Source organism: Nostoc sp. NZL, from assembly GCF_015714705.1.
Classification (GTDB): domain Bacteria; phylum Cyanobacteriota; class Cyanobacteriia; order Cyanobacteriales; family Nostocaceae; genus Nostoc; species Nostoc foliaceum_A.
The window spans coordinates 15840-28891 of sequence record NZ_WBKL01000041.1 but is presented as its reverse complement, the minus strand read 5'-3'; the positions used below and the strand labels follow the sequence as shown (position 1 = coordinate 28891).

General features: G+C 41.3%; 9 protein-coding genes and 1 pseudogene. 2 read left to right on the top strand and 8 right to left on the bottom strand.

Going from position 1 to position 13052, the window contains the following annotated elements; genetic code table 11:
* Positions 1 to 28: 28 nt before the first annotated feature.
* Positions 29 to 1648, top strand: coding sequence for an iron uptake porin (locus F8R90_RS05850; protein ID WP_196509974.1), 1620 nt, complete (start codon positions 29 to 31; stop codon positions 1646 to 1648).
* Between the two features lie 522 nt (positions 1649 to 2170).
* On the opposite strand, the gene F8R90_RS05845 is transcribed toward F8R90_RS05850, so the two are convergent.
* Together F8R90_RS05845 and F8R90_RS05840 are read right to left on the bottom strand one after the other, a co-directional pair.
* Positions 2171 to 3898, bottom strand: a complete 1728-nt coding sequence (locus F8R90_RS05845) for an Rqc2 family fibronectin-binding protein (protein WP_196509973.1) — start codon at positions 3896 to 3898, stop codon at positions 2171 to 2173.
* Positions 3899 to 4542: 644 nt separating this feature from the next.
* A pseudogene (locus F8R90_RS05840) lies at positions 4543 to 5778 on the bottom strand (glycosyltransferase family 4 protein); the annotation flags it as partial.
* A gap of 680 nt (positions 5779 to 6458) precedes the next feature.
* Between F8R90_RS05840 and psaK the strand changes: the two are divergent.
* The gene (gene psaK, locus F8R90_RS05835; RefSeq protein WP_190733200.1) at positions 6459 to 6719 is read left to right on the top strand and encodes a photosystem I reaction center subunit PsaK; all 261 of its coding nucleotides are present in this window, start codon (positions 6459 to 6461) and stop codon (positions 6717 to 6719) included.
* Between the two features lie 84 nt (positions 6720 to 6803).
* On the opposite strand, the gene F8R90_RS05830 is transcribed toward psaK, so the two are convergent.
* From F8R90_RS05830 to hemN, 6 genes are all read right to left on the bottom strand, one after another.
* Positions 6804 to 7556, bottom strand: coding sequence for a metallophosphatase (locus F8R90_RS05830; protein ID WP_196509971.1), 753 nt, complete (start codon positions 7554 to 7556; stop codon positions 6804 to 6806).
* A 95-nt stretch (positions 7557 to 7651) separates the two neighbouring features.
* Positions 7652 to 8464, bottom strand: coding sequence for a metallophosphoesterase family protein (locus F8R90_RS05825; protein WP_196509970.1), 813 nt, complete (start codon positions 8462 to 8464; stop codon positions 7652 to 7654).
* Positions 8461 to 9237 (bottom strand): GTP-binding protein, encoded by a 777-nt coding sequence (locus F8R90_RS05820; RefSeq protein WP_196509969.1) that lies wholly within the window; start codon positions 9235 to 9237, stop codon positions 8461 to 8463. The genes F8R90_RS05825 and F8R90_RS05820 overlap by 4 nt, the downstream gene beginning before the upstream one ends.
* Positions 9238 to 9374: 137 nt before the next feature.
* Positions 9375 to 10115, bottom strand: a complete 741-nt coding sequence (locus F8R90_RS05815) for a DUF3891 family protein (RefSeq protein ID WP_196509968.1) — start codon at positions 10113 to 10115, stop codon at positions 9375 to 9377.
* 420 nt (positions 10116 to 10535) lie between these two features.
* Complete coding sequence (locus tag F8R90_RS05810) at positions 10536 to 11228, bottom strand: manganese catalase family protein (RefSeq protein WP_196509967.1); 693 nt, start codon at positions 11226 to 11228, stop codon at positions 10536 to 10538.
* 432 nt (positions 11229 to 11660) lie between these two features.
* Positions 11661 to 13043 (bottom strand): oxygen-independent coproporphyrinogen III oxidase, encoded by a 1383-nt coding sequence (gene hemN / locus F8R90_RS05805; protein WP_196509966.1) that lies wholly within the window; start codon positions 13041 to 13043, stop codon positions 11661 to 11663.
* Positions 13044 to 13052: the final 9 nt, after the last annotated feature.

The following is a 13052-nucleotide window of genomic DNA, read 5'->3' as shown; positions in this document are numbered from 1 at the left end:
TGAATTGGAGACCAGTGTGAGGATAAAAATGCAAAAATTCTGTAAATATCTGCTAGTTAGTCCAGCAGTCTGCGGTGTAATGTTATTTGTAAATACTGCTACATTTGCAGGTGAAATATCCGGTAAATCTGAAATCAATCAACCGCAAGTTTTAGCTAATCCAGACACAGAAGTTCAGAACATAGCACCAGATCAGACAATAGGGCAAGTTACCTCTGTATCTCAATTTTCCGACGTACAACCCACCGACTGGGCATTCCAGGCATTGCAGTCCTTGGTTGAGCGTTATGGCTGTATTGCAGGATATCCAAATAGCACTTATCGGGGAAATCGGGCATTAACGCGATATGAGTTTGCTGCTGGTTTGAATGCTTGTCTTGATCGCGTCAACGAACTAATTGCTACAGCCACTGGCGATTTAGTTAATAAAGAAGATTTAGCCACATTACAAAAGCTGCAAGAAGATTATTCAGCCGAACTGGCGACACTCCGAGGTCGTGTGGATGCAGTAGAAGCACGCACTGCTGAATTAGAGGCGAATGAATTCTCAACCACAACCAAACTGCAAGGACAAGTTGTCGCAGTTGTCAGTGATGTTTTGTCAGGAAATACAGTCAATGGTGCGGAAATTACAGATGAAAATACAACTTTAGGGGTACGAGCGCGGGTAGAACTTGTGACCAGCTTCACAGGACAGGATACGCTGTTCACCAGAATCCAGGCTAATAATATTCTCAGCCCTAACATTGGTACACCAGAGGGTAACTTATTCTTTGCTGGCGAGGATGGTACTACTAATGCTGCGATAGATGCACTGTTCTACAGATTTCCCTTGGGCGAAAAAACACAGATTATCGCTATTGCTAACGCAGGTGCAGCAGACGACCTTACCACCACTGTCAATCTCTTTGATGGTGATGGGGCGTTTGGTGCTTTGTCAACCTTTGGTACACGCAACCCAATTTATAGCCAGATAGGTGGCGCGGGGTTGGGAGTAACCCACGAGTTCAGTGACAAATTAGCACTCAGTCTAGGGTATTTGAGTGGTACAGCGAATGACCCTACACCCAATAATGGTTTGTTTAATGGTTCTTACGGTGCGCTGGCACAGCTGACTGTTAAACCAAGCGATCGCATTACTGTTGGTTTAACTTACATTAATTCTTATAATCAACCACTACTCACGGGTAGCAATGCAGCAACTCTCACGCCCTTGGATTTAGATGCCGATGGTACGCTAGATTCTCGATTTTCCAGCAATTCTTATGGTGTGCAAGCATCCATCGGCATCACTGATAACATCGTCTTGGGTGGTTGGGCTGGATACACCAACAGCCGTACCTTGACTGGCAACCGTGGAGAAGTTGATATTTGGAACTATGCCGTTACCCTCGGCTTCCCTGACCTCGGTAAAAAAGGAAGTTTAGCCGGTATTATTGCTGGCGTGGAACCTAGATTAACAAATTCTAACATCGCAGGATTAGATAGTGATCCCGATACATCCTATCATCTTGAAGCGTTCTACCAGTATAAGCTGAGTGACAATATCACCATTACTCCAGGAGTCATCTGGTTAACATCCCCAGATCACAACAACAACAATGATGATGTTGTTATTGGTGCACTAAGAACCACATTCAGTTTCTAATTTTTAAAATCTTAAAAGAAGACGCAAAGGATAAATTTGCGTCTTTTCTTTTGTATGTAGTCTCAAAAATAAAACTCAAACCTAACGCAAAACCTAACCCCCAGCCCCCCAAGACCATGAGAGAGGAATGGAAGTGAGGTTATCCAGATAAGAATGAAAAGTCAGTGAAGTTACTAACCATAGATGCTCAAGGTGTTTGTAGTGAGTTATCGGATAACCAATTTATGAGCACTTTAAATACAAAAAGACCAGCCTCCCACAGCTGGTCTATAAAATGTTTTTTTGCGTTGTCTTCTCAAGAGAGTTAAAACCCAATTGCGCGTTCCCAAAATGCAACGGGCAACTTTTCTTAACAATATTGTAACAGTCAACACAGATTTTTCGTGAAATTTCATCAAAAAAAGATACGAGCAAAGCTTAAAAGCTTCTATCTATTAGGATAATTCAGCTAATCACAGGGTATAGATGGGTGAGGTTAGGTGAATAAGGGAGCAGGGGGAGCAAGGTGGAAAAAACCAATACCTAATGACTAATAACTATTTGTGGTTTTCCCCAGAGGATGCTCTCCTGCTTGTAAATGGCAATTCCTGGTTTTGCTCCTTTGGGTTTGTAGACGTGTTTTAGCTGGGTATAAACTACTGGCACTTGCTCACTCTGACGAGCGCGACTGTAGTAGGCGGCAAGATTAGCTACAAATTGCAAATCAGCTTCTTCTGCTACAGCACCCGGTTCTAGACGGAGTAATACATGACTCCCTGGAATTTCTTGAGCGTGGAACCATAAGTCATAATCCCCAGCTACACGAAAGGTTAATTGGTCATTCTGGCGATTGTTGCGACCGATTAATACTTCAAAGCCGCTGGGGGTAAGGTAACGATGAAAGTTGGTGCTGGGGGGTTCGTTTGCACTGCGGCTACGGTATTCTGGATCTTCTAGATACTTTTGCCCAATTAACTCTTCGCGGATTTCTTCTAAAGCTCGCAAATCTTCTGCTGTTTGGTAGGTGTCTATTTGAGCGATCGCAGCTTCTACTTGTTCTAAATACTCAATTTCTGTCTGCACTTCCAATAGTAGCGGTTCGACGGCAGCACGAGCGCGTTTGAGTTTTTGGTGCTGTTTGTAAAGACTTTGGGCATTTTGGACAGCATTTTTATCTGGTTGGAGAGCGATCGCTACTGGCAAATTTGTATCAAAATCAGCAAGGATAATTTCTTTCATCCCCGATTCCCAGTTTTGCAAATGAGCCATCAATAAATCAGCTTTCTGTCGATACTCATCGGCTTGATCTGATTGCTGCAAGCGCGTCTTAAAGGTTTGAGCTTTATTGCGTAATTTCGCCAAAATATTATTCAATTTCTGACTCAACTGATGGCGCAATTGAGAAAATAATTGTTGGTCAATTTGGTTACTGTAGTAGCGGTTGAGTAACTCCTGGATATCTTTGACCTTTTCAACTGCACCCCAACCCATTACGGTGTAGCCATCTTTTGTCCAAGCGGGTTGAAATTTACTGGAATCCAAGGCTTGTAGCCATTCTTGCCAGCGCTCAAACAGCCGTTGCCAGTCGTCGGGGTTGAGAGTATCGGTGGATGTTTCTGGTGCGATATTTGCTTCTAGTAGCATTAACTCCAGTAGTGCTGCACTCAAGCCACTATAACTTTTGAGCAATTGCCGCTTGATTGCTCCTGGTACTAAACTTACCCGTTCTTGCCAACGTTCTTGAGATTCGTTCAAACTGGGGACAGTCCCAGTCAGTTTTGGCGGTGTTTCATAAGGTTGTCCGGTTTGGATGGGACGGACACTAGATTGTTGCTGACTGACTTGATGAGCAGCAGTGATAATTATATTGTTGGCATCGGTGAGAATGACGTTGCTATACTTGCCCATGATTTCTGCATAGACATGATATAGGGCGGTTTCTCCAGGACGACGGGCAAATTGCAAATCAATAACCCGCTCCCAAGGAGCGATCGCTTCAATAGCTACCAGTGCTAAACCACTCAATTGGTGTATCAGTTGTTGGCTAAAGGTAAAGGTATCTGGCGATCGCGGTGGTGGATCACCGATACAAATATGTGCAGCTTGGGGATGCCAAGAAATTTGTAGCCAATCTCGCTGTTTCAGGGTGCGTAATGCTATGGCAATAGTGTAGCGATCGCGCTGGTAAACCTGTTCTAAGCGTGATGGTAGCCAGTTAGCGCGGATTTCGCTACAAGCAGCTGTGAGAGTGGTAAAGTCAACTGGTTGCAAAGCGATTAGTTGTTAACATTCAAATGGTAGCGATCGCTATGCTTTTATCTTCGTTTAGTCAAAGCATAGCAGACCTCAACTATCATAGCGGTTACTTGGTTTGGTGATAGCTAATGTACTTCCGAATAAAAAAATATACCATCGCTATAGAGGCAGAGGGGCAGGGAGCAGGGAGCAGGGGGAGGGAAAGTCGTAGTGAAGTCCAGAAATTGGATAATTTATTTTTTGGAGTTCCCTAACGCAGAAATCTATTATTCAGACAGACTCCCAGCATTTAGCTCATAGCTTACCCTTTTTATACATTTTTTAGTGCCAAGTTTTATCAGCTAAAGCTATATAAATAAACGAGCTAAGTAATTTCCATTAATTAAACTAATAATGGAAATCACTCAGCCTAGAGAAATATTTAGAAGAAATGATTGAGTAATGGTGAGTGACGACTAGGAAAATAAAATTATTGCTTACTTCCGAGTTACCCATTCACCATTATCTGTTACGCAAGAGAATTATTTAGCAACCAAAACTGCCTGTTTTGCTGTTGACTGAACTAATTCGACTGTTGACTCCACTAGTTCTTTTGCTGTTGACTGCACTAATTCGGCTGTTGACTCTACTAGTTCTTTTGCTGTTGACGCTACTGTTTGTGGCTGCAACAGTTCGGTGTAAAGTTCACTCAGTTGATGTGCTACGCCATCCCAGCTAAACTTATTTTCGACGCGCTTTCTGCCAGCTTTACCCAATTCATCTCGCCACTCTGAATTTAAGAGAATTCGGTCAATGGCAGAGGCAAAGGCATCTACATCTTGCGGTGGTGCCAATAAACCAGTTTCTTCATTAACTACAGTAAACTGAAGTCCGCCGACATCACTTGCTACCACTGGTGTACCACTTGCCATCGCTTCGATCGCTACGAGTCCAAAGGGTTCGTAGTGGCTAGGAACAACGCAAACATCAGCAGCTGCGTAATAAGTTGGCAAAATATCTTGACTCAGACGACCAGCAAGGGTGGTAAAGTCGCTCATCCCCAATTCGTTGATAATAGCCTCAATGCGATCGCGCTCAATGCCGTCGCTGTTACCTGGAGTACTACCACCACCAATAATTAGCTGGAGATTTTTAGAGTCGCGTAGCCCAGACTGGTTTACTGCCCGCACTAAGGTTTCTATCCCTTTGCGTGGGTCAAAACGTCCTACATATAATACAACTTTGGCTTCTTTATCAATTCCCAATTCAGCCCTGGCTGCTTCTCGTGCAATCGAACCAAACCGCTGAATATCTGTACCACAGGGAATGATGTCAATATTGCCTTTAGTGGAAACTAGCGATCGCATATGTTGCTGTTCTTGCGGACTTGTTGCTACAATTCGCTCTGCTATTTCTAAAACCTCTTTTTCTACTGCTAATCGCTGACTAGCAATCAGAGGAATATCTTCTATGGTGTTGTACTTGACTGCTCCTAATGAGTGGTAGGTGTGAACCTGTTTACTCTCTTGGATTTTCTTTAACTCCATTCCCACCCAACTAGAGAGCCAATAGTTAGTGTGAACTAATTGGTATGTAAAGTCATTTTTTACTTGAAATTTGAGGAAATTATCTACAAATTCAGGCAGATATTCAAAAATATCATCTCGTGGCACAAACTCAAGGGGACCAGCTTTTAAACGAATAGTTCGACAATTATCGCTATGTTCAACAATCGAGTCTTGCTCCAGGCTCACCTTGCGGGTAAACATATCAACTTGCCATCCCAGCTGCGCTAGTGCTTCACCCACATTACGCACATAAACATTTTGTCCCCCAGCTTCTTCTTTCCCTATTTCAATCGCCGGGTCTCCGTGGACGGAAATCAAGGCGATACGTTTTTCGGTGGTAGAGTTCATAGTTTGTGTGTTGCTGATTTTAACAAAGTTTTAGGCTTTACCAAGTTCGTGTATAGCACACTTGCCTAAATTGTTTAGGAACTTTGATTAATATTGATTTTAATTTACTATGCCTAATATTTTTTTACATCCTCTGCCAGAAGTATACTATTAGATTAAATATTTGTATTTAATTTCTTTAGATATAGAAAATTTATATCTCTATGCTTCATACTTCTGATAGATGACAATTATTATTTTTATATATCAACTCTAAATCATTAGTGAGAGACAAAACTGCTAAAAAGCTTATATATAAATGCTTTTAGCTTCTGTACTTTCTCTTGTTTCAATTCGGATTGCTATATTAATTCAGCATATCTAATGCTTTTGATAGATAAATATTATGTTTTTCGTCTTGTTTGTGCAGATATGATCCCATAGATACATGCATTAATGTGAGTTGGGCGAAGCGAAAAAGCAGCGACACGCAGAGCGTCTCGTTGAGAAGGTAGTTTTAGAAATTAAGCTTTTTGACGATTTTGGCGTAAATCGCTGAATTCATCTCGTTGAACTCACATTATATTAAGTAGTGAGAATAACTGTTAAATATTGATGCAAAATCGGGTACTTTCTGGAATTTGCCTCGGAAAGTTTCAGATTATATTTTCAATCATTAATAAATTTCAGGAGCAAATCAGGTGTTTACTTCAACCTTACTCGCTGCTGCAACCACACCTCTGCAATGGAGTCCCACAGTTGCACTGATTATCATTATCGTTAATATCGTTGCCATTGCCTTTGGTAAATCTACCATCAAATATCCTAACGCAGAACCAGGACTACCCTCAGCCAATTTATTTGGTGGTTTTGGTTTACCAGCCCTTTTAGCAACTACCGCCTTTGGTCATATCTTAGGAGTGGGTGTTGTCTTAGGGCTGCATAACCTGGGAAGAATTTAGGTTATTACCCAAGTTAGCCTTTATTTGATGATTATTTTGTCTCCAGCTTTGAGCCAGAGAACTAACTCTCTGGCTCTTTTTTGCCTAATAGGAACCTACTTTAATTGACTTCACCTGAAATCCCTTGCTGACACCGTAGCGCACAGTCCTAAATTCCAGATGATTTGTACTTGGTGTATAAAGGGTATATTTTGCTTCAGTAGGTGTTCGTCCCACATTACCCACACCAATAACTTGACGCGGGGAAATATTTATGGTTTTGGGAAATGCTTGACTATCAAGAGTAGTTATGCTTGTAGTGATAGAACCTGCTTGCAATTGATATTGAAAAGCCAAGCCAGAACGACCGCAAAACAAGTTATTTGCTTGCATCCGCGATAGGCGATCGCACATGATAATAGGGTGAGTTTTTGGTGTAAGTTCCTCGTCAACCGCTACTGTTGTGGCGTGAATTAACAAACAATCCAGTTCAAAGAAACCAAAGTCTAGTGTTCTCAACCATTGCACCGTTTGGCGAGAAACAGACTCCCACAGCAACTTAACTGTTTCTCCCCCATATTTTGCCATCAAATCAGTCGCTTCTCCAGTTGGGCCAAGACCATGTAGGATAAAACACTGTTCTTCCCACCAACCTTTACAAATCAAAGGTTCTAACTCTCCAGGTTGCGGGTTACGCACCCGTTTTACTAACTTCTCCGTTTCTAGTCTGGGCCCGACCAAATCGCCCAAAATATACAAAGCCTCTACAGCATTACCCTGACGCTTAATATCTGTCATTACAGCTTCATAAGCTGCCAGATTCCCTTCAATACCGCTCAAAATCGCCCATTTACTCATATCAATTTTAGATTTTAGATTTTTAGTTTAAAGATTGGGCATTGGGCATGGATTATTCTCCTTTTCCCCTCTCCCCTTGTCTCCCTCGCTCTTCTTTACCTCGTACAAACATGAGTCGGGTCATCAGCCCTTTCTGCAAATTCCAATCCTTGCGCCAAACGCCAAGCAAAAACTGGCGGTAAACCCTTTTCGATAATTGCCGCACAGGTTTTTTGATAATCGTAAGGTACTTCCCGCAAATTCACTTCTTGACTTTCTGTGTCATAAATCACATATGTCGCATTTGGTCGCCCGTGTCGAGGTTCTCCCACGGAACCTACATTAATAATTCGCTTGAGGGAGGTAGTGAAACTGAGTGGCTGTTCTTCTGCTGTTTCACCTTTGACACGAACCTGTAAACTGCCTGCATCCAAGTTACGCACATAAGGTACATGAGTATGTCCGCAAAATAGCACATCCGCTTCTGTGGAAAGTACTCGCTCTAGAGCGGCATAAGCATCAAGTTCTGGTAATAAATATTCGTGATTGCTGTGGGGACTACCATGAACAAACGCCAAATTTCCCTCACGTAAACTATGGGGTAATTGGCTTAAGAATTCGCGGTGTTCTGAATGAATTTCGTTATTTGTCCACTCGTGGGCGATTTTGCCACGTTTTTCAGCCAATAAAGAGGGATAACTGCAATCATAAGCATTCAGCCCTTCGACGATATCTTCATCCCAACACCCCGCGCAAGTAGGAATATCAAGGGAACGAATTTGTTCAACTACAGCATTTGGATAGGGCCCATATCCAACCAAATCGCCAAGACAAAAGATTTTCTCAGCTTTTTGGCGATCGCTATCTAACAATACCGCATCCAAAGCTTCATAGTTGCCATGAATACATGACATAACCGCGAATTTCACTGTATACTCTCCTCAATTAAGATTTGTTTTACCTGTTCTTGGTATTGTGCGATCGCAGTTTCTGACAAATAGCAATCTTGCAAGGTTTGTCTAATTGCAGACTCATCCAAGTTTTGTCCCAATACTTCCATCCCACTGAAGCGCTGTGGTCTACCTTCTAAATGGCGTGGTAGGTCTAATTCTAAAAAATCAGTTGCCGAGATACCCGCCACAAAATCTGCGTATAGTGAACGTCCATCAGCAACATCAAAAATTCCCTTAGCACGGGAAACGTGGCCGTAAGCGCCGTGGGTAATTTCGTACCAAAACTCGTTTAAACTGTCTTCGTCAATAACTTGACCACTGGTTGGCGCACGCCATAGTTGAGTTTGGGCAATGCTACTATCTACATCTGCGCCTGTGATAATTTTCTCTGCCCAGGTATGATATTCCGAATCTTTGAGGTGCGATGGTAGAATGGCGATCGCCCTGTAAGATAAGTTGTCTAATATTTGCTCAATTGCGCCTAATTCTAAGTAAAACCCTAGTTCAATATAGGCAAGTTCCGTAGCTACTAGCTGGTTGATAAACTCAACTTCTTGCCCATCCCCAAAGACTTTTAACTCTGGGAATTCCGCAGCCACGCGTGTCTGATCAATAGGAACATTCCCAGTGCCAGGACTAAAATAAATTACGTTTTTACTAGAAGTGGTATTGGACATCTGTTGGCAAATCCAAGTAGTTTTGCCACATCCAGCCGGGCCAGCAACGACAGTTATGATTGGTACACTCATATATAAATGATAATCATTTTCAGTGGATTGACAAGTATGGGTGAGCAAATTTCTCCAGTGAATGCTGTAGAAGCTTTTCCAATACCAAAAGCCCCCATATGGGGGCTTTTATTACTGACTATGGCAGTGACAAATATCTAATTCTTAACGAATGTCCACTCTAGTATCTTGATAGGAGCTTCTTGTAGTGCTTGAGTTAGTTCGGCACTGCTTTCAAATTTTACCTGGGAGAGGTCGCAGGCTTCGACATTGACCGTGAATTTATCCTCTTGGAAGGGCCAGGGTTTGACAACAACCAAATTATCACTGCGCTGCATGATGTCATAGCGCTGACCTTCAGGGCCCTTACTAATTTCTAAAAACCGCTCATCGTCTGGTAGTTCTTGCTGACATAAGATGAGAGAAAGGCGATCGCACCATTGCATAAATGCATAGGCTGCATCTACTTGTTCCTTTTCGATGCCCAGTTCCTTGCGCCAACGTTGCTGATTTTGAAGTTGCTCATCTAAAAGTTTATCTAGTTCTGAAAGCTGACCACGACTTGGCTCATTTAAACGGCTGATGTGCATGGAAATGAGTAGAGCCACCCACCGTCCTCGGTAGCGGGCATTCTTTGCCAGATCAGCCAATTTCTTAACACCAATCTCTGCATCCTTCTTTGTGGCGAGAGTGAAGTCCTTTGGCGCACCCGCTTCAGTAATAATGTCCTCTTCCCACTCTTTTTCTAGATCATCGTGATGGGAAATTGCAGCGACGGTTTCGTATAACCTTGCTGGCGCATCTTTACGTCGCCACTGTCCTGCGAGTTGAGCTGCTAATAAAGCATGGGCACGATGATAAATGACTTCCCAACCATTTGGTGTGGCGTTGACAATCACAAACCAATCTCCTGATTCTCAGTTTTGATTTTGAGTTGAATTCATTTCTGAATCCAGAAACGTCGGGATAAATATTGAAGAGGCGATCGCTCTGACTTCTTGAGTGTGGCTAAATTAAATATTTATAGCCATTTTCTATTAAGTCTAGGATAGTCCATTCTTCGTAGCGCAGAGATATATGTCCGAAACGCTTGTTGTATCCAAATGAATATCAGCAAATACTACTTGGCTTAGATTCCCGACTTCTTTAAGAAGTCGGAAATCTGGTTGTTTACAAATAATTTAGGATTGTCATAGGTTGGACAAAGATAAATTTCCCCTAAAAAATACCTGAGGTGGATAAGCTGTTACGCATTTAATTTGTACATTTACCTAATGACTGATGACTGTTAACTGTCAACAGTCATCAGTTAACGACCATTAAGAGTGACTTTCTAACGGATTTGCAATGTATTTGAATGTTGGTTCAGAATTCCAAGGGCCACGCTCATCTTGACCATTACCATCTGTAGATAGGTTGTAGTAGAGAGCAACAGTTTCATCTGGTTTAATATTACCAAAGAATGGATCTGTCAACTTACCTAGCGAATCTAGAGCTTTCATAAACATCTGGGTATGAGAAATTTCTCGTGTTAACAGATGGACTAAAGTCTCTTGGGTTCCTTTGTCAGTTGCCAACTTAATTAACTCTTCGTAAGTCTGACGAGCACCAGCTTCAGCTGCAACGTTAGCTCTTAAATCACGCACTACATCTCCACCTTCATTCAAGTAAGTTGCAGTCCAAGCATTACCCTGACTATCTAGGAAATGAGGCCCAATACCTCTGACAGCAAAGAGAGTACTCTTATAAGCCTCTGTTTGATCTGTATTCTTAGTATGAGCTTCGATGAGTTTACCAACCATTTCTAAATGGCTGAATTCCTCGATCGCAATGTCTTGGAGCATATCTTTAATTCCAGCATTCTCGACATGGAATGATTGAACCCAATATTGAAGTGCTGCACTAAGTTCTCCAGTAGCTCCACCAAACTGCTCTAAAAGCAACTGAGCAAAACGAGGGTTTGGTTCACTAACGTTAACTGCATGAATAGGTTCTTTTTTGTGAAAAAACATACGATTAGACTTCCAAAAATTATGATGTAACAGAAGAGAAAGACTTCACTTGTATTTAAGTTATCAACTCTGAGCCAAAATTCTTTCTATCAGATGGGATAAATGCTAAATCCAAAAGTTAGACAAAGGAAAAGAGATTACATCAAAACTGGATGATATTTGGCATTCTTATGCTATAAACGCCAAATAAAATTTTTTGTAATAGATGAATTAATTGATTATTAATATATAATTCTAAACCTGATTAGCAGTATAGCAATACAACATTAATCAATTGTTTTGTGTTATTTGATATCTATCTTAAGACATAAAAATTTTATCTAGCTTTTTGGAGATGCGTTAAAATAATTCGTAATTAGTTAAATCCCCTCAGCCATTATTTTAAAGGTAGATTGAGGGGATAATATGTAGCCAATATTTACAGAAGGAATATTAAATGGCGCGGGAAAATTTTGTCTCTCGCATTTTTGTGTGAGTATCAAAGATGACGGCAATATTTCTTACTAGTAATCTACCGATGTCGGTAATCTGAATCTGATTTTTTGATAAACTAACTAGACCATCAGCTTCTAGTGGTTTTAATGCCTCTAGCTCCTCAGAGAAATATTCATCAAAACTGATATTATATTTGTTTTCAACATCTTGCTTATGTAACTGGAAGTGAGACATGATACCCATGATCACGTCCCGCCTGATAATATCATTTTGAGTAAGCTTGACACCTTTACTAACAGGTAAAGCACCTGCTGCAAGTGTCTGATAATAATCCTTTAATTCCTTGTGGTTTTGGGCATAAGCATCTTCTAACATACTGATGGATGTAGAACCAAAACCAAAGAGTTCTGTTTCAGCGTGGGTAGTGTAGCCCTGGAAATTGCGTTTGAGAGTGCCATTACGTTGAGCGATCGCTAGTTCATCATTAGTCTTAGCAAAATGATCCATACCAATAAATAGATATTGGTTATTAGTCAATTCTTCAATGGTCATTTTCAGAATCTCTAACTTTTCCTCTGCTGGGGGTAGCGCCTCTTGAGGAATATTTTTTTGTGTTGGTTTTAGCCACGGTACATAAGCAAAGTTAAAGACAACAATTCGGTCAGGATCTAATTCAATAGTCTTTTTCAGCGTCTCGCGAAATGTATCGCGGGTTTGATAGGGTAAACCATAAATTAGGTCTACATTCACACTTTCAAACTTAGCTTCTTTGACCCAACTCATGACATCAAAAAGCATTTCTTCCGGCTGGACACGATTTACAGCTACTTGAACTTGGCTATTAAAATCCTGAATGCCAAAACTAATACGGTTAAACCCAATCTCTCTCAAAAAGAAAATGTAGTTTTTATCGATATAACGGGGATTAATCTCAATTGAGATTTCTGCTTGTGGATCGATGTTGAAATGACGATTTATATTTTTCCATAAAAATTCTATTTGATGACGATCCAAGTAATTAGGAGTACCGCCTCCCCAGTGAATTTGTAGCACTTTTCTGTCTGGATCGATTAAGGCTGCGGTGTTTTTAATGTCTTGAACCAAAGACTCCACGTAAGGTTTAGCAATATTCTTGTTATTGGAAATTACCGTGTTACAGCCGCAGAAGTAGCAAGCACTTTGGCAAAAGGGGATATGGAAATATAGAGAAAGAGGAGTTTTGCGTTGATTCGATGCTGCGATCGCGGCCTTAAAATCAGTTTCAGTGAATGTTTCGCTTAACTCTGTAGCGGGTGGGTAACTGGTGTATCTAGGTGCGCGAGTGTCGTACTTTTGGATCAGATCCAGATCAAACTTTACACCAGGTAATAGAAAAACCATTTAGTTGCT